Here is a 19,388-nt window from a genome sequence, read left to right as displayed (position 1 = left end):
CAGGGTGTGGGAGGGGCTTCCCAAAACCGTGCGGAGCCAGGGATGGCGGAGCCGAGCGTACAGGGACGTATTCACAGCGTGTTTTGGGAAGCCCCTCCCATACCCTGCTCCCCCGAGGCTAGCCGGCCTGAAGAAGTTGGCGATAATGACGAGCTTTGGGCGCCATCTGCCGCTTTTCGAACTCTTCCGCCAGCAACCGACAGGCCTCAGTGGTCAACATATCATCGCCGGTGCTTTTCAGCCGCTCGAAGGCTTTCTCGGCAGCTTTCAAGTCATGCTGCTTCAGGCTGGTAAACAACACCCGGTTATGGTCCTCCGCCGCTAACGGCTGATAGCTCTCCCCCTTGCCCAGGTATTCCTGCCAGATAGCAAGCATCTGCTCCGGCTGTCGGCGGCTGAGGGCATCGTTCATAAGCTCTTTGGCCCGATCCCGGTACTCTGGCAGATCCGGCCGGAGCTTGGCCAAGTGGTAAAGATGTTCCAGCAGAATATGGCGTTCCGGGTAATGCTCGCGCAGGGCCTCGAATTGCCGTCTCGCCAGATCGAACTCCATCCGGCCCAGGCTGGCCATGGCCTGGGCGTAACCACTGGTGAACCGGGCGTCCTGCTCTTCCTCTTCCGGCTCGAAGAACTCTTCACGAACCTGCAACCAGCTCTTGCCGAGCAGCCAGACGAGTCCTGCGCCAGCGATAAGGCCTCCGGCGTGAGCCATGTAGGCGATACCGGTGGCACCCGCATACCAGTAATCGTAGATTTCCTTGCCCACCCACACGGGTAGCAGGGCGATGGCGGGCGCCCGGAAGTAGTTGAAATAGACGCCCAGAAAATAGAAGAAACGGATTTTCTGAAGCCCGTAGATGGCCACGTACATGCCCATGAGGCCAGAGATCGAACCGGACGCACCCACCAATGGCACGTAGCTGCCCGCCGAGAATGCAGTAAACATCAGACCGGAGAGGGCGCCGCACACCAGATAGGCGATCAGGTACCGACCGGGCCCCAGCGCCTTCTCGACGGTAAAACCGAGCAGGAACAGGAAGATCAGGTTACCAATGATATGACCCCAGCCGCCGTGCAGAAACTGGTAGGTAATCAGGGTGTACAGCGACATATCCGCCGGCACCAGACCAAGCTGGTTGGCACTGAGTTTCTGGAGGTAGTCCTGTTCGATGATGCTGCGTTGTTCCTGCCAGTGCGCCCGCTCCGCCGGTGCCCAGATGACATCGCGATTCTGCAGCAGGTACTGGTAGAACTCCCGATCCATCATCAGGTTGATGGCCAGCCAGAAATGTTCGTTCTCTTCCCGGAGTTGCTGGAACTGCTGGAGCTCGTAGACCCTGCTCTCCTCGCCCTGGAACTGGATTTGCCGCTGCAGGTAGTCCTCGTAGGCAGGTGCCTCCAGCTCGTGAAGATCGGCGGCCAGGTATTGTTCAACCGCCTGTTCGAGTTTGCGGCTGTCACCGCCCTGGTAAAACAGGAAAACCAGCAGGCACGCCATGATCAGGCCAAGGGTCACCCACGGCGGGCGCTTCCAGTTGATGGCGTTTTCAGCGGGGATAATCAGCATGGGCGGTCACAATTCATCACAATCTGTCCCTGAAACTCTGCTTTTTACCACAGCCCGGCCTTCTTTTCGCGCTCAAATGGAATCCAGCGCGAAGGTCGTACCGGGTCAATCCCGGAAATGTGGCACACCCCACAGAGTCGGCAAAGCCCACGACACTGGCCCGGCTGTCATTCGGATGTCACACAAATGACATTCAATCGGTTTCATCGAGAGAGTGAACCGGGCCACATATCGACCTTTCGCCAATTGCCGTTGTTCCTGCTCCAGCCAATAGTGATCAGGAATAACAAGAAAAACCGGACACCGAACCAAGGATTTTTCAGATGACCGTACTCGTATTGGATAACCCGGAGCTGATAGCCAATGCCGCGATAGCTGCCGGCTTTACCACGGCCAACTTCGAAGCCGGAACCAGGCGCCCGCACCGCATGAAGTTCCATTACGGCTTCAACAAACACGCCCTGGGCAGCGACGACGTTGCTTTCCTGCGACAGCACGCAAGCTACCTCAGGAACCATCCTGCCATCTCCGTCAGAATTCACGGCCACTCCGACAACTTCGGTTCGGAAGACTACAATCGGTTTCTTTCACGACTGCGCGCCAATGCGGTCGCCCGGTTCCTGATGCAGGAAGGTGTGGCCGAATCCCGGATTTTCATGAGTCACTGGGGCTCAGCCCGCCCTCTGGCAACGCCAGAAGACCGGGCAGCCAATCGCCGCGTGGAACTCGAATACCTGACCATGGATGTGGCCCGAGCACTCTGAACTGGCATTATGGAAACCAGTTTGCAGTAAAAAGAGGGCCAGGCCCCCTCTTTGTTCACTTCTTTGACTTATCCTAGCCCTGCTCAGCCATAGACCTGCCAGACATTCCATAGCAGTAACAAAGCAGCCACCAGAATCGACAACCAGGTCAGCAGTATGCCGATCATCCGGGCCCAATGGGTGCCGCCCTGCCCGTTGATCATGCCGAAGGCATGAAGAATACGGCCAACCACAAGCGCCATGCCTGTCCAGTAAATCAGTCCGCTGGCAACGCCATTGAGTTCTGCGATGGCGAGCATGATCAGACCAATCGGCGCATACTCCACCAGATTGGCGTGGGCCCTTACCGCCACCTCGAAATCCCGGTCATCGGTTACACCCAGGCCCTTCTTGTACTTCAGACGAAACCTGACGACCTGGGCCGACAACACCAGCAAAAGAATGCCGATAACGGCGGAAAACACTCCGGTTACGGGTACGATCATGCTCAGGCCTTCTTGATTGCACTAACAATAGCGAGAAGTAACACTGCGCCGACCGTCGCCGTTACCAGCTCACCGACAGCACCCTGGGCAGCCAGACCCAGAAGACGGAAAACAAAACCGCCGACAAACGAGCCAACAATACCAATACCGATGTTGGCCAGAACGCCGAAGCCACGGCCTTTCATGATCAGACCAGCCAACCAACCGGCTACACCGCCAATAATCAGAAACAGAATCAGATTCATCTCTTGCCTCTCCCTGAGGGTCGTTGAACGAAACGATCAGTCCCGCAAGACTGCCCTGTTTCCCATGGTGCTTCAAGCACTTCCAGATCCGACAATTACAGTGTGGCAATCGTTTCCGACATTTTTCGGTGGCAACGTTCAATCAGCTCCGGAATATCCTCAGCAGTGAGGCCCTCGGTTTCAATGGGCGGCAGGATCCGAATAGACACCGATTCACGGCGGCCAGTCCAACCGACGGCCTCATCGGCATATTCCTGAACACAGACCATCGTGATCGGCGCACCCGATGCCACCGCTGCATGAAATGCGCCTTTCTTGAATTTCTGCAATCCTCGCCCCCTGCTACGAGTGCCTTCGGGGAACACCCAAAGGCTTTTGCGATCCCGAGCAATGGCACTGCTGGTGGCCTTCATAACCGCAATGGCCTTGTGGGAGCGCCCGCGGTTGAGGATAACGTTGCCGCCGAGCCAGAACACCTGGCCAAAGAAAGGCACCCAGACCAATGACGATTTACCAACCGTGACGGTGCGCGGCGGCAACAGGTCGCCCAAAACAAACAGATCGTCATTGTGCTGGTGATTGGCAATGACGACGGTGGGCCGATCCTGCGGCATATTTTCCCAGCCTTCCAAAGGCCGCTCCATACCCAGGACTGCACGCCCGAAACGAGCCACAACCCACGCAAGATAACGGTTGTTATCCGGATTGAAGGGCCTTGCCGCGTAGAACACCAGCGCGAACAGGCAGATGATCGGCACGCTCAGCCAAGCCAGCAGTTTTCTGATAATACCCATGCAACCAAACTCTGCAGCACAATTTTGGCGCACAAGTGTACGCCAACTCTATATTCCGGCAACAGTGTCAATTTGTTCCGTTTGTTTACCCCTTGCCGAGGCCCTGACGACGTACCGCAGTGGCCCCCCGGCGTCGACACTGTCGAACGGGTAACAGGTCACCAGTAGAAGCGTCCCCTCCGGCAAACTTTGGGTATCGATAAGCTCTGAACGGCTGTCGACCACCCGGGCCCCTTCCACCAGGTAGCTTTGCCAACGACCATCCCGGGCCTGCAGACGGACCTCATTGCCGGTTTCCAGCGCTTTCAGACTCCGAAAATGGGTATCCCGGTGCCCCGCAATGATCACGGCTCCGCCGGTATTGTCTCCGCCGGTCAACCGACCTGGCCCGAAGGCGAGGCTTTCGCCATGGGTATCGGCCAGCACAATCATGGAATCGTTCAGCTCCGGAATAGCCAGTCGACCGACCGGCCAGGTGTCTGCCCAGGGCCAGGGCCGCGATTCCGTCTGGCGGGCCTGGCTTTCCGCCCAGGCAACCTCTAGCAATTCCTGGGCAATCACCGCCTTTAGGGGAATCCATAACCCGAATACCAACAAGGTAGCAGAGCTGGTCAACAACAGGAGCAGGAGCCTGGTCATGCGAATGCCCTCCTCTGCAGCAGCACGAGCGCCAGGCAAAACATCAGACCGACCACACCAAGCGCGATCAGCAACGGCGCCGACGTTGCCGTCTGTGGGTAGCGCAGCATGCCGGCCTGGCTTCCCGCTGGCAGGAGGGTGGGCAGATTATCCGAGACCATCGGCGTTTCTGTGCTGCGGGCCGGTGTGGAATCCACGGCGACAAAACTGGTATAGGCAGACATCAGTCCGTGCTTGACCGCCAGCCCGGTAATGCCGGCCCTGTCTGGCTCCCGGCCCGCCACCTTCGCCTCATCCTCCAGACTGTCGATCTTCTCTCTGGCCCAATGCCGATGAAGCCCGGTTGCGGAGGCAGCCTGTTGCAGATCCAGTGTCCTGTTCCAGTCCTGGCCACCTGGCAGGCGCCCCGACACCTTCAATTCCCCCATGGCCGGGACGCCCCGGACCACATGAATCAGGGGTTCGCCCTGGAACAGATCCCCCGGGCGTGCCGGGAAGGCCTCCCTGCCGGTTTCCTGGCCGGGCCAATTGACCCGGATATCCGTCAGAACCGGCGATTCCATGGCTGAAAACAGGGCCTGCAGAGGTCCGTCCACATCGGAAGGCGACTGGATCGCCGTATAGGTCCCCCGGCCCCAGCGGGCGGCCTCACGCATGAAATGCCGGTTGGGCGCAGAGCCAATAGCCACGGTAAACAACCGCTGGCTGCCCAGCTGCTCGCGAATCTGCCTAAACAGCGCAGCCTCATTGCCCACCGCGCCATCGGTGATGAAAATCACCTGACGCACGCGCGCTCCCGCTTCAGTCTGCACCCCACTGTCCAGCGCCCTGGACAGGGCCGACGCCATTTCCGTTCCGCCATCAGCCCGAAGGCGATCCACGTACTGACGGGCTCGGGCAAGATTATTGCCGGTGGCCACTTCCGGCTGCATGAACAGGGAGTGCGTCTGGCTGTTGAACTGGATCACGTTGAAACGGTCCCGTGGTGTCAGTGTGTCCAGCCCCGCCTGAAGCGCACTTCGAGCCTGTCGGATCGACTCCCCCGCCATGGAACCGGAGGTGTCGATTACAAACACCAGATCCCGCGGCAGCACCATTGAACCGTTATCACCCGGCACCAGCATGGCCATCAAATAGTCCTCCCCCTGCCAGGACTGATGAAAGACCGCTGCGGAGGGTTCCAGCCCGGCAACCGGGCGCCACCGCACCACAAAATCGCGGTTCATAAGGATTTCGCCACCCTCGGGACTAACACTGAAGGTCTGGCCATCCTGGCGGCTAGCGAGACGGTGCGACGGACTGGAAACGCTCTCCAGCGGCAGCCCGGAATCAATCACCAGTTCAATGGAGGCACGATGGCTGTCTGTCGCCACATCGGTCGGGTTAACGGTAAACGGGCTGATCGCACTGGCATCCGGCACCTCGGTCGTGGGCAGCGCCCACCCACCTTGCCACTGATCCGGTGCCTTGCTGACCGGCCGTCCCGGCATGTATCGGGGCGTCAGCGTGGTGGGAACCGTGAGTTCGAACACCCCGGCCTGATACTGCACCGGCTGCTGGTATTTCAGCTCCACCGATACCGTCTCCCCCGGCGGGATATTGGCTACCCGGGCGGTAAACAGGTTCGGACGCTGCTGCTCCACATTCGCCGCATGCTGCCCGGCCTGTTTTGCCTTCTCATAGGTCTTACGCGCCGTTTCCTTCGGCTGCACCTTGCCCTCGATGGTCCGCTCCCCCACTTTCATGGTCAGGCCGTAGACGCTGGCCTTCTCCGGCAACGGGAACACGAACACGCCTTCCCGCCACTGGTTGCTGGTATTGCGGAAACTGCGAAGCAACCGGCTGTCGGCAATCAGCCCGCTAACTTGTATGTCGAATTCACTGTCCAGCACCAGCGCCGGCTCCTGCCACTGCCCCTGACCATCAACAAAGTGCAGCTGGCCGACATTGTCTGCCTCGTTCGCGTCTGCATAGAGTGGGTGGACAAACAGCATCAACATGACTGCCAGCCAGAGACTCACACCCTCCATGAGACGTTTTAGCCGGAAGCGCTGGCGCTGTGAAACAGCGGCTGTTGAGTAAAGCCTGAGAGCAGAACAGGAAATAATCATGAGAGAATCCTTGTGACTGCATGACTGTGCGAAACACCGCCATTCCAGCAATCCGGAAAGGAACTCCCATGGCAGATTGCGACAAACCGCCCTCAAAAAATGATGAATTGTGGCAACAATGCCCTTCGAACTTGTTATCACCCTCTGCCGTGTTTAAATAGGCACACATCGGCAACGGGAAGCAGCCGCCACCATGAAAAAACACGTTGTACTGATCGAAGACGAACCCGCCATCCGCGACAACTACCGCGCCGCGTTCGAGCGCCGTGGCTACCGTGTAAGCGCCCATGGCGACCGGTCATCTGCGTGGCAGGTTCTGCGTCAGTCATTGCCCGATCTGGCGATTATCGACGTCGGTCTGGGCGATGAACCGGAAGGTGGGTTCGCCCTGTGCCAGGATCTGCGGTCACTGTCCCAGACCCTGCCCATCATCTTCCTCACTGCCAGGGACAGCGACATCGACTCTGTCCACGGCCTGCGTCTTGGCGCCGACGACTATGTCACCAAAGACATGAGCCTGGACCACCTGCTGGCACGGGTGACCGCCCTTCTCAGACGTGCCGATGCCTGGGCCGAAGCCCTGCAGAAGCCGGATGAAGTACTCCAGCGAGGCAAACTCACGCTCAACGTGGATCGCATGACCGTCGCCTGGAATGAGACGCCCATCGATTTGACCGTCACCGAATTCTGGATGCTGCACTCCCTGGTACAGCACCCGGGCCATGTGCGCAGTCGCGAGCAGTTGATGGAAGCCGCCAGCACAGTACTGGACGACAATACCGTCACCTCTCACATCAAACGTATCCGCCGCAAGTTCCTGCAACTGGATGAGACCTTCGATGGCATCCAGACCGCCTACGGCATGGGTTATCGCTGGAATGCCCGTGAGGTCTGAACCTTGAGTCTCAAACGACAGCTGTTCGTCGCCAGCCTGCTGATGCTGCTAATCCCCTGGGCAGGTCTGCAGTTCGTTCTGGAATTGGACGACGCGCTCCGACAGCAGGCCCGGCTGCAATTGCAGGCCCAGGCCGAGAGGCTGGCGGAAACCGCCGGCGATCAAATCATTGGTGCAACCGTCATCACACCCGAGGAGTCAGCCATCTATGTTGAGCCGCTAACGGGTAGCCTGAATCTGGATGGTTATGGTGCTGACTGGCCGGGCTTTGACGAAGAAAATCAGGACAGAAACTGGCAAGGCCAAACCCGCAGCCAAACCGGAGAGCACTCTCTTCAATGGCAGGCCATGACCGACCGGCGGCACCTGTTCCTGCTGATCCGCGTTAACCAGCGACAACCGGTGTTCTTCAACCCGGGCAGCCCAGACCAGGCCCATGATCGTCTCAGGCTGTGGCTGGAGCCGGCTGCGGGCAACCTGACTCCCGGTGCGCAACGGACATCCTGGCTGCTGCGCACGCCGGCTCCGGGTCAGCTGTATGGTCTGGAAGAAGCCAGCCAACAGCCGGACTACCGTATTTCCGGATTCATGCAACAAACCGGCAGCGGCTGGCAACTGGAGCTGAAGTTACCCATGCCTGCAAACCGCAGCCGCCTGGGTTTTGCGGCATTGTGGGGAAATGGCCAGGAAGCCGGCGTTTCTACGCCGGTCGATCCGCTGCCGGTTCTGGTCAGTCGCAATCTGGCCCTTGAGCGCCAACTGGAACCGCAGTTGAACCAGGGCCAGCGGGTACGCCTGGTTGAACCGGCGGGCTGGGTGATCGCACGGCAGCATTCGGACACTGCGTCGCAAGCGCCGGATTTCGACAGCCTGAGCCCGTTGCAGGTGGTCGAGCAGATCAGTCTCAACGCCCTCCGGGGCCTGGTGCGCCTCTACCAGCCGGAGCCCACCGCCATTGAAACCGGCACAAACCGTGTGGCTATCGAGGCTCTCCCGGAGGAAGGCCTCGTTCGACACGAGGATGACAGCGTCTGGCTGCTAACCACGAGGGAGGTTTTCGGTGGTCGCACACTGATCCTCGAGCAGTCACTGGACCAGCTCCTGACTCTTTCCGGCTCTGCCCTGGGCTCGGTCATTGCCCGAAGCACACTCATCATTGTCGCACTGACCCTGGTTCTGCTCGGCTACGCCAGCTGGCTGTCATGGCGAATTACTCGCCTGCAGCGCGCTGTCAGCGCAAGCATTGACGAAGATGGCCGGATTACCGGCCGGGTGCCGGATGCCCGAAGCAACGATGAACTGGGCCAACTGCAGCGGCACTTCAGCCTGATGGTGGACCGGCTCCACGGCTACAACCGCTACCTGGAGAGCTTCTCGAGGCGACTGTCCCATGAGCTGAAGACCCCTGTCGCGGTGGTACGTTCCTCGCTGGAAAACCTGAACCACAGCGACTCGGAAGAAGAACGCAGGCAGTACATTGAACGGGCCGCCTCAGCCACCGAGCGCCTTCGGCAGATACTCCACGGCATGAGCGAAGCCGCGCGGCTTGAGCAGAGCCTGGATCATGCGGATAAAGAACAGTTTGATCTGGCCGCAGTGGCCGCCGAAGCCACGGCCGCCTACCAGGCACTTGATCCCAGCCATCAGATTCGCTATTCGGGGCCCGATGCGGGCTGCATGATCACCGGCTCTCCGGAGCTCATGGTGCAGCTTCTCGACAAATTGGTGGACAACGCCCGTGATTTCACACCACAGGAAGGCCTGATCGAGGTAGCCCTGGACTCAAGTTCAGAAGGCCTGTGCCTATCCGTTTTCAACCAGGGCTCGGCGCTGCCAGAAGACACCACAACGGACATTTTCAGCCCGTTTGTCTCGATGCGGGACGGCCAGGAACAGGGCCACCTGGGGCAGGGTTTGCTGATCGTCAGCCTGATTGCCGACTACCATGGTGCCCGGGTGGAAGCCCACAACCGCACCCAAGGTGGCATTGACGGCGTGAGCTTCCGGGTTATTATCCCTGCCATCCATTCTTGAAAACAGGAACTGCCCGCCGTGAGCGCACGCCTGGACTCCCTCGATATCCACCCGCTTCGGAACGATCTCTACAACGAGCTCCATTCGCGGCCGTTCCAGGTGTTGCCGACACCGGCGCGGGTCACCCAGATGGCGGTGCTGACCACGCCCGAGCAGCGGGAACAGCAATTCCGGCATCTGCAGGAGCTTCATCGGCTGATGGGGCACCCGGTGCCCGAAAAAGAAGTTGGCTGCTTCGAGCACACCTTTGGTTCTTTGCGGGTTCGGCGCGAGATGCACATGGAGTTTGCGTCCTACACCTTCATCAATCTGGACGCGAGCGATGAAACACCGTTTACGGAGACGGGTATTACGCCGCTGCCTGCAGGTTGGCTGGAACAGCTGACCGGCACAGTGATCGCAGCCTTCCATCTGGAAGTCCGGCCCGCCGCTGATGGCACCGAAGGCGACCTGGATTATGTCCGCAAGCACTTCGAAGGCATGCGACTGGTTGGTTCCAGCCCCCAGGAAGGCGCCGCCCGCGTGTGGGGCACCTTCCGGCTGCACAGTGACGGCTTTGGCCGCTTTATGGTGATGAACCACCACATGTCAGACAGCCAGCTGGGCCGCCTGACCCAGCGCCTGATGGAAATTGAAACTTACCGCCTGATGTCACTGCTGGCGCTACCGGTTGCCCGGGAAATCACGCCCTCCCTGAACGATATGGACGAGAAACTGGCAGTGATTACCCGATCACTGGCCGAAAACGAAACGGTGGATGAAGAAAAGCTCCTGGCCCAGCTGACCAACATCGCGGCCCGTATCGAGGCCTTCCGGGCCCACTCTACGTTCCGGTTTTCCGCCACCAGAGCTTACCATCAACTGGTCCTGACCCGCCTGGAGGAACTGCGGGAAGACGAACTTTCAGGCCACCTGACCCTGACCGAATTCATGACCCGCCGGCTGACACCGGCGGTGAAAACCTGCGAGGCGGTCAGTGAGCGGCTGGAAGATCTGTCACGCCGGATCGACCGGGCGTCAGACATGATGCGCACCCGGGTGGAACTGGCCATCCAGAGCCAGAACCAGCAACTGCTCAGCTCCATGGACCGGCGCTCCAAAATTCAGCTGATGATGCAGCACACGGTGGAAGGTTTCTCCGTGGTGGCCATCACCTATTACCTGATTGGCCTGCTGAAATTCGGGCTGGATTCGGTTTATGAAGCTGGCGTGGCCTTCAACAAAACCTTGGTTCTCGGCATCGCCATTCCGGTGGTGATGACCCTGGTGTTTCTCGGGGTTCGTGTGGTCCACCACCACTTCATCAAGATGGCAAAACGGCAGTAGCTACTTCAGTTTGCCCAGCTCCCGTTCGCCGGCAAACTGCCGGTAGAACTGTTGAGCCGTTCGACCGTTGCGCACGCCCTTGGCAGTGGCGAAGCGAATGGCCTCCCGGTGCAAGCCTTCCCGGTCATCAAATTGCGGGAAAAGCGCGTCCACGGCCTGCAGGAAGACGTCCTGCGAAAAGGCATAGAACGACAGTTGCAGACCGAAGCGGTCCGCCAGGGAGACCTGCTCTTCGATGGCCTCCGCCGGTTGCAGCTCCCCGTCCCGCATCTCGCTTTTGAGGTTGTCAGACATGAACTCCGGCATCAGGTGTCGGCGGTTGGAGGTGGCATATACCCGCACGTTCTCCGGAGGCAGTTCCAGGGAACCCTCCAGCACACTTTTCAGGGCCTTGTAGCTGGATTCCCCGACATCGAACGACAGGTCGTCGCAAAAAATCACGAACCGGAACGGCAGATCGCAAATGTCGTCAACAATCTCTGGCAGATTGACCAGATCGTCCTTGTCCACCTCAATCATCCGGAGCCCGCGCTCCTTATATCGATTCAGCAACGCCTTGATCAGGGACGACTTACCGGTGCCCCGGGAGCCCCAGAGCAAGGCGTTGTTGGAGGGCTCACCGGCAAGAAAGCGCTCGGTATTGCGGGCCAGGGCTTGTTGTTGCCGGTCGATACCCTTCAGGTCCTGCCATTGCACCGGATCGAGTCGGCGGATGGCACGAAGCCCTGAACGATGGCGACGCCAGACCGCCGCCGGAGTGGATTGCCAGTCAAAGGGTGCAGTCGCAGACATAAACCTCTTTCCTATTCCGTCGCGGGTCAGGCTGTGAAACACTGACCCTGAAAAAACCTTGATAACAGGAGACTTTACCCCAAATGGCCGTAAAATCCGTCGCTTTGGTGGCACACGACAACAAGAAAAAGGAACTGGTGGACTGGGTTGCCGAAAACCGCACCCGCTTTGCTCCACTAAAACTCTACGCCACCGGCACCACCGGACGGCTGCTACGGGACAACCTGGAGCGGGACGACATCCATTGCCTGCTCAGTGGACCCCTGGGCGGCGACCAGCAAATCGGCGCAAAAATTGCCGAGGGCGAAATCGACCTGCTGGTGTTCTTCTGGGATCCGCTCGAACCCCAACCCCACGATCCGGATATCAAGGCCCTGCTGCGGATTGCCGCGCTGTGGAACATCCCGGTGGCCTGCAACCGGGCAACGGCCGAATTCATTCTGACCTCAGCCTACATGACAGACGACCAGCATCAGCCGAAAAAGCCCGACTTCTCCGATTACACCGGTCGCTCGGTCAGCGCCTGAATAATGTTCAATCGGGCCGCTTACAGCTACACTAAAAAAGAAGCTGTAAAGGAACGCCGGCCTGCCGATGAAAACTCGCGCGACTCACAAAAATAGCGGATGCTGGAGGGTGGCCGCTGCATTTCTCTGGGGCTTTTATCTTTTGCTGACAGCCCCATTGGCGTTTTCCGAGCAGCCCGACGAGACCATTACCGTCGGTATCGTTGGCGACAACAAACCCTACTCGTTCGATGATGGCCCCGGCGCCTCTGGCTTTTCTGTGGATGTTCTCAGGGAGGTGGCCCGACAGTCGGGCCTGAACTTCCGGTTCCGGGCCGGCAGCTGGCCGGAAATCTACGATGCGTTTCTGCGCGGTGAGCTGGACGTTATTGATGGCATTTCTTTCAGTGCCGAGCGCTCGGAAAAAATCCTGTTTACCGAGCCCTATCATCTGCGCCAGACCTATCTGATGCACAACAGCCAGGAGCCGATGGGGCAGATAAGCTCGCTGGCGGACCTCGAAAACAGGCGTGTAGGCGTCGTACGCGATGTCTATTACCGTGACGCTCTTGAGGAACACGGGCTGTCCATTACCAGCTACGATTCTGTTCACAGCATGATTCGTGCCCTCGCGTTTGGCTGGGTTGATGTCATTATCGGCCCAAGACTGACCCTTCAATATTATGCCAACCAGGCCGGCTTTGGTTTTCTTGAAATCGCTGGGACCGCCCCCCTTGGAGATCTGGCAACCGAGGATTTTCGCATTGGCGTACTCAAATCCAATGAGGGCCTTTACCAGAGAATCACTGAGGGCCTGGAGCAGATTCCAGTCGAGCGCATCAACGAGCTGCTCAACCGTTGGCAGGAACTGGGCGGTAATAACCTTGCCAACGGCGTCAGCTTTACCCTGACGCCAAGGCAACGCGAGTTTATCGCCGAGACCGGCCCCGTTCGCGTTGGCCTGATGCGGGACTACGCGCCCTACAGCTTCGAGAGCGCAACCCGGATTCACGGGCTGAGCGTTGATGTGCTCGGCCGAATATCAGACCTGACCGGGTTGCAGATCATCCCTGTGGAAGGCCAATGGATCGAACTGCTCCCGCTGTTCAGAGACGGGGAAATCGATGTATTGGCCAACATGTCATACCGACCCGAGCGCGAGGCATTTACCCGATTTACCCAGCCCTACCATACGATTCCCAACGTGGCGTTTACCCGGGACCCTGCCCTGAGAATCAACAGCCTTGAAGACCTGAAGAGCCAGCGCGTGGCTCTGGGCTCTGGCATCTACTACGAAGAACCGGTGCGCAATGCACTCGGTGAGAATGCGAGGATCTTTACCACCCAGGACACCATGTTCCAGGCACTTGCGAGAGATGAGGTGGATGTGGTGCTCGCGGCCCTGCCCAACGGCAACTTCTGGGTGCGTGAGATGGGCATAACAGGCGTGAGAATCGCCGGCGAGCTAATCATCGACGGCCAGAGCGGGGAGGATCTGAGGTTCGGTGTCAGACCTGGTCTGGCACCGTTGGTGGACATCCTGAATCAGGCATTGTCAGCAATCACCCCGGAAGAGATGCACGCCATTGAAACCCGCTGGCTGGGTGCCAGTGTCGACCTGGAAGTGCAGGCAACGGGAGACGTGACCCTGAATGCTGCAGAGCTGGCCTGGCTCGAGTCCCACAACCACCAGATCAACACCTGCATCGATCCGGATTGGTTTCCACTTGAAGGCCTTGATGCAGAGGGTAAGCATGCCGGGTTATCGGCGGAAGTAGTCCGCTTGTTTTCAAAACGGACGCCCATTCAATTCGAACTGGTTCGCACCGACACCTGGACAGAATCCATTCTCAGCATGAAGAGGGGCGAGTGCGATATCTTCACGATGGCGATGCAAACGCCAGAGCGGCTGGATTACCTGAACTTTACCGACCCCTATCTTGAGGTGCCCACGGTTGTCCTGGGCCGGATTGAGGCTCCGTTTATCGAACGTGTTGGCGATCTGCGAGGCCAGCGAATCGGCATTGTTGAGGGTTACGCCTTTGAAGAACTTCTGCGAAGCCGCTACCCCTCAATGAACCTGGTTGAAGTCGCCAACGAGCAGGCAGGTCTGCGTAAATTACAGAGCAACGAGTTGGATGGGTACATTACAACACTGGCAACCGCCAGCTATTACATGCAGGAACTCGGGCTTGCCGACTTGAAAGTCATCGGCCGTATTCCGGCAGACTGGTCACTGTCGGTAGCTACTCGCAAAGAGGAGCCCGTGGTTTTTGGCATCATGCAAAAGCTGGTATCCAGCCTGACTTCTGAAGAGCGGAAAAATCTCGAACGGCAATGGCGCAATATTCAGATTGAGGAATCCGTGGACTACACGCTGATCTGGCGTTTATCCATCGCCGCGATACTCATAGCCGGCCTTCTTGTCTTCTGGAACCGAAAACTCGGTCGGCTAAACAGGGATCTGTCCCACGCCAACGAAACCCTCGCCCGGCTGAGCGTTACCGACGACTTGACCAAGCTGGGCAACCGAAGCTATTTCGACCAGGAATTCCGCAAGAGTTTCCAATGGTGCCAGCGCCACGGTTCGGGCTTTGCTGTCGCGATGGTGGACGCCGACCATTTCAAGATGATCAACGATAATTACGGCCACGAGGCGGGGGATGTCTGCCTGCAAACACTGGCTGGCCTGATGCGTGAACACTTCCGCCGCGAAACCGACAGGCTCTCCCGCTTCGGTGGGGAAGAGTTTGTTATTTTTGCCAGCTACGAAGACAGGAACGAGATCAGGAATCGCCTCGAGACTTTCCGCAAGGCCGTACAGAAAAGCTGCTCGGTGTGCGGCGAACACGAAGTCAACCTGACCATCAGCATTGGCCTTGCCACAGGCATTCCCGGACCCGACGACTCACCAGCGGAATTTTTGCGGCAGGCTGACCAAGCGCTCTATCAGGCCAAACAGAATGGCCGCAACCGCCTCGAAGCTCGTTCGGTGGGCTCGTGAGTGGTGCTAGACTAGAATAAAAACAAAGCTACAAGGAGAACACCATGGCACGCATTTACGAGGACAACTCCCTGTCCATCGGCAACACCCCGTTGGTCAGACTGAACCGCGTCAACGATGGCGCCACCATCTGGGCCAAGATCGAGGGCCGCAACCCGGCCTATTCGGTCAAATGCCGGATTGGCTCAGCCATGATCTGGGACGCCGAAAAACGCGGCACCCTGAAACCCGGTATGACCATCGTGGAGCCCACCAGTGGAAACACGGGCATCGCCCTGGCCTACGTGGCAGCCGCCAGGGGCTATAAACTGATCCTGACCATGCCCGCTTCCATGAGCCTGGAGCGTCGCAAGGTGCTCAAAGCACTCGGTGCAGAGCTGGTACTGACCGAACCAGCCAAAGGTATGCCCGGCGCCATTGCCAAGGCTGAAGAAATCTTTGCCAGCGATCCAGACAATCATTTTCTGCCTCAGCAGTTCCAGAACCCGGCCAATCCCCGAATTCACGAGGACACCACCGGCCCGGAAATCTGGAACGACACGGATGGTGAGGTCGATGTCTTTGTGGCCGGGGTTGGCACCGGCGGCACACTAACCGGTGTTTCCCGCTACATCAAAGGCACCAAGGGCAAGAAAATTGCCACCATTGCCGTCGAACCCGCCGACTCGCCCGTGATTACGCAGGTGATGAACGGTGAGGACCCCAAACCATCCCCTCACAAGATTCAGGGCATCGGGGCTGGCTTCGTACCCAAGAACCTGGACCTGGAAATGGTCGATCAGGTGGAGACTGTCACCAATGAAGACGCCATGGACATGGCCCATCGACTGATGCAGGAAGAGGGCATTCTCTGCGGCATTTCCTGCGGCGCGGCGGTGGTGGCTGCAGTTCGAATCAGCAAGCAGCCGGAATACCAGGGTAAGAATATTGTGGTGGTGCTGCCAGACACTGCGGAGCGTTACCTGTCTTCGGCACTGTTCGCCGACCGGTTTGGTGAACTGGAAAACGTTCAATAGTTGTGAAAAGGCGCAGCATGTTGCTGCGCCTGTTTAGCCTCAGTGCCTGGCCAGCCCCATGCAGTTGGCATAGAACGTAGTGGTTGCCGGCCAGTCCGAGAAAATACCAATCACACCCACCTCACGGGCCAGAACATCAATCACGGTCAGCATATCGCCGTCGTTGTTAATGGCATCAGTCACTGTCTGGTAATACCAGCCGCCTCCGTTTTCCAGTGGGCCGCTGCGCTCAACCGTCCAGGCGATCAGGTCCAGACCCGCGGTACGGGCATTTTCGGCGTACTCTGACGGAACAATCGCACCATAGCTATCAAGCGTCAGCATCTTCCAGAGGGCCGGAGCCAGGATATTCACGCCTTGTGCCTTCAGGCTTTCCGTGTAGGCTAGCGAGGTGTTTTCCGGCGTAGGGGCCGACTGATCGAGGAACACCGCCTGCCGGCCAAAGCGGGGTGTCTCGTCTACCCAGAACAGCACATCGTCCAGATTGAATGACTGGGGCCATACATCCCTCGGCCTGACGCCCGCATCGATGTAATCCTGGATCATCTGGCGGGCATAGTCCTGCTGGCTATAGTCACCCTCAAACGGCATATCCACCACCGGGGTTTTCAGCTCCGGGGTGAACTTGACGCCCAGTGCCTTGAAAAGCTTGATGCTCTCTTTATGGGTCATCAACGTGCCACGGCTGGCATAAAGGTCTGTACGCCAGTCAGCCGTGCCAGCCAGATACTCCTCCGGCGTGGTTGCCATGGGGTTATGGGCGTCCATCTTGCCCTTCAGGGACTTGAACTCTGCGAGGGTAATATCACTGGTTCGGCACTCGGCACGGGCCGGTGTACCCGATGCCGGATCGGCCGGTACAAACGGCTGGGTGCACTTGGCGTTCAGCTCCGGGACCGCGACGATGTTCGTTGTGGTGTGCAGGTCGTTCTGGGCGTGCCGGCAAACCAGTTCACGGTCCTTGGTGAATGCCACATCACACTCCACAATCCCCGCGCCCATCTGCGCTGCGGCAACGTAAGACTCCTTGGTGTGCTCGGGAAACTGCAGAGGGGCGCCACGGTGGCCGATAGAAAAATCCGAGCGCTTGAGATGGCGGGTATTGCAGGACTGCAGGCGCTCCTTCAGCGGGCCCTCATCCATATTATCGACCAGCCAGAAAGGCCGAGGCCCAAGTTGGATGGGCTGCTTGCTCCCCGCGCGCTGGTGCCAGGATTGGGCAGGCACATCTTTCCAGTCGTCCAGACCGGGCGGCACCCAGGACTCAGGATGGGACTTACCCGGCGCGGCCTGCGCCACAGAGAGGGCGGCCGAGCAGAGCGATAGCCCGAGGATCGTGCGTAACTTCATAACCAGCTCCTTGTGAAATGAATGATACTGCATCACCAGTGTTCACAAGGAGGGTTACGACGGTAAGACGTTTCCGTGAAGGCGGCGTGATACTCAGCTGGCCGTTGAGGCCTCGTATTCACGTATCATTGAGAACAACTGATCCTTGTGGTTCAGCCGTTTCTTCTTGAGCGTTTCCAGGTAGTCGTCGGACGTGTTCTCAGCGCCCGTTTCGATGCGATGCACCTCATGATCCAGCTCATGATATTCATCAAACAGCTTGGCGAAGTGAGCGCTGTTGGTTTTCAGAAGGTGGATGGCCTCTTTGTATTCCGGCAGTTCGTGAATCAGATCGTGCTTTTCCAGGGACATTCGTGCAGTCTCCATGACTGTGGGGGATGAGATTGAATTCACTGATCCCAGTGTATGGCTCGCCGGTGTGGTCGGTCTTGATCCCCGTCAAGCGGCTAAACGCCTGCACACTCAATTACCGCACAGGTTCATCGTTCCGGATACGAAGAAAGCTGGCAAAGCGAGGCAAACCGGTGGCTGTGAGGCCATAGTACTTGAACGTGATCGTGGTTCCAGGGTCAGGAGGCGAGGCTCTATCTGCATCGGTGAACCCCGAACCGATCCGGAATTGCCTGCCATCTTCCAGTTCCACCAGCAGTGACCCCATCAGCCCCTCGAATTTGCCCTGGCCCGGTAGGTGACGGACCACTACTGCTTCGGCATCCTGATACTGTTTCACTTTCAGCAGATCGTTCGAGCGCCCGCTGCGGTAACCACTGCCCCCCAGCCTCAGCATTAACCCCTCTGCTCCGCCGTCGACCGCCTCATCCAGCCGCTGCATCAGCTTTTCATGGGTGCTTGCCCGTTGTTGATCGACCAGCGCCATGTACGGTGATCCAACCTCCTCAATTAATACACGTAGCCGTGTCAGGCGTTGATCGAAGGTTGCCTCCTTATCCGGAAGATCAAACACCATGAACCGAATCCGCTGCCAATCGTCGTCATCTGGCACTTCCTGACGCACCGCCCCCGACAACTCGGCAAATCGGCCACGCCCCATCCAGAGCTCGCCGTCCAGAGGGTGATCCGGAAAACCTTTGGTGAACCATTCGGGCGCGCGGTAATCATGCCCGCCTCGGGAGAGAAAACCTTCGCCAGTCCAGTAAGCACGAACCCCGTCAAGCTTTTCACTGACCCAGTAGCCATCCAGAGACATGTCTTTTTGGTACACATTAGCGAGTGTCAGTTCAGGCGGCTCCGCGGTCGCCAGGGGGGAAAATAGAAGAGAAAACAGCACCGACAGCACGGCGCTGAACAATCGATAATGCATGGCAATTCCTTTGCACTCAGTTACCTTTTTTGCAGAGGCCAGACTTTCCTTTCCGGCCCTGCTCATCAACACCGCGTTATTCGTTCCCGCAGGTGCTTCTCACCTTCTTCCTGAAATCCTCACGAATGCGGGTGTTCTCGGCCTCATTCACATAGACCCGCTCGCCCTGATCGTTGATGTTGTAAAAGGTAGAGACGCTAGCCAGATACTTGAGGCGCGCCCGAAGCTTCCTGCACAGCTCAGCTTGCTTCTCCGCTTTCTCTTCTGCCTTGGCACTAACGGCCCGCCGGGCCTCACGCTCTTTTTGCTGCTGCTCCAGAAACTCGGTCATCTTCTGATGCCGTTCCCGCGCTCCCGCATCCACACTGGCCGGAGCGGCCTTCACCGAGACTTCACTTGTTGCCGCCTTGGCCGGAGGACGGTCCCCGAAATGCGTCTGGCCGTTGGCATCGACCCATTTGTAGACGCCGGCGTTAGCGGTGAGGGGGAGAAGGCAGAGGAGCGTTAGAGCGATTTTTACAGACACTGCGAATTCCTTT

Annotated in this window: 18 protein-coding genes; 7 read left to right on the top strand and 11 right to left on the bottom strand. The window is 58.5% G+C overall.

What is annotated here, in order from left to right; genetic code table 11:
• Positions 1 to 118 precede the first annotated feature (118 nt).
• Positions 119 to 1,567: a rhomboid family intramembrane serine protease gene (locus tag ABNF92_RS11940; RefSeq protein WP_349342249.1), complete on the bottom strand. Its 1,449-nt coding sequence runs from the start codon at positions 1,565 to 1,567 to the stop codon at positions 119 to 121.
• 323 nt (positions 1,568 to 1,890) lie between these two features.
• Here ABNF92_RS11940 and ABNF92_RS11935 point away from each other — a divergent pair, with 323 nt between their 5' ends.
• Positions 1,891 to 2,331, top strand: coding sequence for an OmpA family protein (locus tag ABNF92_RS11935; protein ID WP_136631189.1), 441 nt, complete (start codon positions 1,891 to 1,893; stop codon positions 2,329 to 2,331).
• 83 nt (positions 2,332 to 2,414) lie between these two features.
• Here ABNF92_RS11935 and ABNF92_RS11930 read toward each other — a convergent pair whose 3' ends face one another.
• The 5 genes from ABNF92_RS11930 to ABNF92_RS11910 form a co-directional block, all read right to left on the bottom strand.
• On the bottom strand, positions 2,415 to 2,816 hold the full coding sequence (locus ABNF92_RS11930) for an MAPEG family protein (protein WP_349342248.1): 402 nt from the start codon (positions 2,814 to 2,816) through the stop codon (positions 2,415 to 2,417).
• A gap of 2 nt (positions 2,817 to 2,818) precedes the next feature.
• On the bottom strand, positions 2,819 to 3,061 hold the full coding sequence (locus tag ABNF92_RS11925; RefSeq protein WP_069182235.1) for a GlsB/YeaQ/YmgE family stress response membrane protein: 243 nt from the start codon (positions 3,059 to 3,061) through the stop codon (positions 2,819 to 2,821).
• Positions 3,062 to 3,156: 95 nt separating this feature from the next.
• Positions 3,157 to 3,855 (bottom strand): 1-acylglycerol-3-phosphate O-acyltransferase, encoded by a 699-nt coding sequence (locus ABNF92_RS11920; protein ID WP_069182236.1) that lies wholly within the window; start codon positions 3,853 to 3,855, stop codon positions 3,157 to 3,159.
• Between the two features lie 48 nt (positions 3,856 to 3,903).
• Positions 3,904 to 4,494 carry a class GN sortase gene (locus tag ABNF92_RS11915; RefSeq protein WP_069182237.1) on the bottom strand — a complete coding sequence of 197 codons (591 nt, stop codon included), beginning with the start codon at positions 4,492 to 4,494 and terminating at the stop codon, positions 3,904 to 3,906.
• Entirely contained in the window at positions 4,491 to 6,605 is a 2,115-nt protein-coding gene (locus ABNF92_RS11910; protein ID WP_349342247.1) for a marine proteobacterial sortase target protein, read from the bottom strand. Before ABNF92_RS11910 ends, ABNF92_RS11915 begins: the two co-directional genes overlap by 4 nt.
• 193 nt (positions 6,606 to 6,798) lie before the next feature.
• Here ABNF92_RS11910 and pdsR point away from each other — a divergent pair, with 193 nt between their 5' ends.
• Genes pdsR through ABNF92_RS11895 form a run of 3 tightly spaced genes read left to right on the top strand, consistent with a single transcriptional unit; the run spans position 6,799 to position 10,860 of the window.
• Positions 6,799 to 7,500 (top strand): proteobacterial dedicated sortase system response regulator, encoded by a 702-nt coding sequence (gene pdsR, locus ABNF92_RS11905; RefSeq protein ID WP_069182239.1) that lies wholly within the window; start codon positions 6,799 to 6,801, stop codon positions 7,498 to 7,500.
• A 3-nt stretch (positions 7,501 to 7,503) separates the two neighbouring features.
• Positions 7,504 to 9,534 (top strand): ATP-binding protein, encoded by a 2,031-nt coding sequence (locus ABNF92_RS11900; RefSeq protein ID WP_349342246.1) that lies wholly within the window; start codon positions 7,504 to 7,506, stop codon positions 9,532 to 9,534.
• Positions 9,535 to 9,552: 18 nt separating this feature from the next.
• Entirely contained in the window at positions 9,553 to 10,860 is a 1,308-nt protein-coding gene (locus tag ABNF92_RS11895) for a DUF3422 domain-containing protein (RefSeq protein ID WP_349342245.1), read from the top strand.
• On the opposite strand, the gene ABNF92_RS11890 is transcribed toward ABNF92_RS11895, so the two are convergent.
• The gene (locus tag ABNF92_RS11890; protein WP_349342244.1) at positions 10,861 to 11,652 is read right to left on the bottom strand and encodes an ATP-binding protein; all 792 of its coding nucleotides are present in this window, start codon (positions 11,650 to 11,652) and stop codon (positions 10,861 to 10,863) included.
• Between the two features lie 83 nt (positions 11,653 to 11,735).
• Here ABNF92_RS11890 and ABNF92_RS11885 point away from each other — a divergent pair, with 83 nt between their 5' ends.
• The 3 genes from ABNF92_RS11885 (at position 11,736) to cysK (ending at position 16,178) form a co-directional block, all read left to right on the top strand.
• Positions 11,736 to 12,179: a methylglyoxal synthase gene (locus ABNF92_RS11885; protein WP_104321209.1), complete on the top strand. Its 444-nt coding sequence runs from the start codon at positions 11,736 to 11,738 to the stop codon at positions 12,177 to 12,179.
• Positions 12,180 to 12,288: 109 nt separating this feature from the next.
• The gene (locus ABNF92_RS11880) at positions 12,289 to 15,162 is read left to right on the top strand and encodes a transporter substrate-binding domain-containing protein (RefSeq protein WP_349342243.1); all 2,874 of its coding nucleotides are present in this window, start codon (positions 12,289 to 12,291) and stop codon (positions 15,160 to 15,162) included.
• Positions 15,163 to 15,206: 44 nt separating this feature from the next.
• Positions 15,207 to 16,178 carry a cysteine synthase A gene (gene cysK, locus ABNF92_RS11875; protein WP_069182244.1) on the top strand — a complete coding sequence of 324 codons (972 nt, stop codon included), beginning with the start codon at positions 15,207 to 15,209 and terminating at the stop codon, positions 16,176 to 16,178.
• Positions 16,179 to 16,217: 39 nt separating this feature from the next.
• On the opposite strand, the gene ABNF92_RS11870 is transcribed toward cysK, so the two are convergent.
• The 4 genes from ABNF92_RS11870 to ABNF92_RS11855 all read right to left on the bottom strand — a co-directional run bounded on the left by ABNF92_RS11870 (position 16,218) and on the right by ABNF92_RS11855 (position 19,375).
• The gene (locus ABNF92_RS11870; protein WP_349342242.1) at positions 16,218 to 17,528 is read right to left on the bottom strand and encodes a glycerophosphodiester phosphodiesterase family protein; all 1,311 of its coding nucleotides are present in this window, start codon (positions 17,526 to 17,528) and stop codon (positions 16,218 to 16,220) included.
• 93 nt (positions 17,529 to 17,621) lie between these two features.
• Positions 17,622 to 17,879, bottom strand: coding sequence for a YdcH family protein (locus ABNF92_RS11865; protein WP_305966338.1), 258 nt, complete (start codon positions 17,877 to 17,879; stop codon positions 17,622 to 17,624).
• A 115-nt stretch (positions 17,880 to 17,994) separates the two neighbouring features.
• Complete coding sequence (locus ABNF92_RS11860) at positions 17,995 to 18,849, bottom strand: DNA ligase (protein WP_349342241.1); 855 nt, start codon at positions 18,847 to 18,849, stop codon at positions 17,995 to 17,997.
• A gap of 76 nt (positions 18,850 to 18,925) precedes the next feature.
• Entirely contained in the window at positions 18,926 to 19,375 is a 450-nt protein-coding gene (locus tag ABNF92_RS11855; protein WP_349342240.1) for a DUF4124 domain-containing protein, read from the bottom strand.
• Between the last annotated feature and the right edge of the window lie 13 nt (positions 19,376 to 19,388).

The organism is Marinobacter sp. MMG032, assembly GCF_040112695.1.
Classification (GTDB): Bacteria; Pseudomonadota; Gammaproteobacteria; order Pseudomonadales; family Oleiphilaceae; genus Marinobacter; species Marinobacter salsuginis.
The sequence above is the reverse complement of the archived record's forward strand: the minus strand, read 5'-3'. Positions and strand labels throughout refer to the sequence as shown.

Excerpts from the sequence above, each read along its gene's own strand:
- ABNF92_RS11940 (WP_349342249.1), bottom strand. The coding sequence starts at position 1,567 with ATGCTGATTATCCCCGCTGAAAACGCCATCAACTGGAAGCGCCCGCCG.
- ABNF92_RS11860 (WP_349342241.1), bottom strand. The coding sequence starts at position 18,849 with ATGCATTATCGATTGTTCAGCGCCGTGCTGTCGGTGCTGTTTTCTCTT.
- ABNF92_RS11935 (WP_136631189.1), top strand. The coding sequence starts at position 1,891 with ATGACCGTACTCGTATTGGATAACCCGGAGCTGATAGCCAATGCCGCG.
- ABNF92_RS11920 (WP_069182236.1), bottom strand. The coding sequence starts at position 3,855 with ATGGGTATTATCAGAAAACTGCTGGCTTGGCTGAGCGTGCCGATCATC.
- ABNF92_RS11870 (WP_349342242.1), bottom strand. The coding sequence starts at position 17,528 with ATGAAGTTACGCACGATCCTCGGGCTATCGCTCTGCTCGGCCGCCCTC.
- ABNF92_RS11865 (WP_305966338.1), bottom strand. The coding sequence starts at position 17,879 with ATGTCCCTGGAAAAGCACGATCTGATTCACGAACTGCCGGAATACAAA.
- pdsR (WP_069182239.1), top strand. The coding sequence starts at position 6,799 with ATGAAAAAACACGTTGTACTGATCGAAGACGAACCCGCCATCCGCGAC.
- ABNF92_RS11885 (WP_104321209.1), top strand. The coding sequence starts at position 11,736 with ATGGCCGTAAAATCCGTCGCTTTGGTGGCACACGACAACAAGAAAAAG.
- ABNF92_RS11925 (WP_069182235.1), bottom strand. The coding sequence starts at position 3,061 with ATGAATCTGATTCTGTTTCTGATTATTGGCGGTGTAGCCGGTTGGTTG.
- ABNF92_RS11910 (WP_349342247.1), bottom strand. The coding sequence starts at position 6,605 with ATGATTATTTCCTGTTCTGCTCTCAGGCTTTACTCAACAGCCGCTGTT.
- ABNF92_RS11915 (WP_069182237.1), bottom strand. The coding sequence starts at position 4,494 with ATGACCAGGCTCCTGCTCCTGTTGTTGACCAGCTCTGCTACCTTGTTG.
- ABNF92_RS11890 (WP_349342244.1), bottom strand. The coding sequence starts at position 11,652 with ATGTCTGCGACTGCACCCTTTGACTGGCAATCCACTCCGGCGGCGGTC.
- ABNF92_RS11930 (WP_349342248.1), bottom strand. The coding sequence starts at position 2,816 with ATGATCGTACCCGTAACCGGAGTGTTTTCCGCCGTTATCGGCATTCTT.
- cysK (WP_069182244.1), top strand. The coding sequence starts at position 15,207 with ATGGCACGCATTTACGAGGACAACTCCCTGTCCATCGGCAACACCCCG.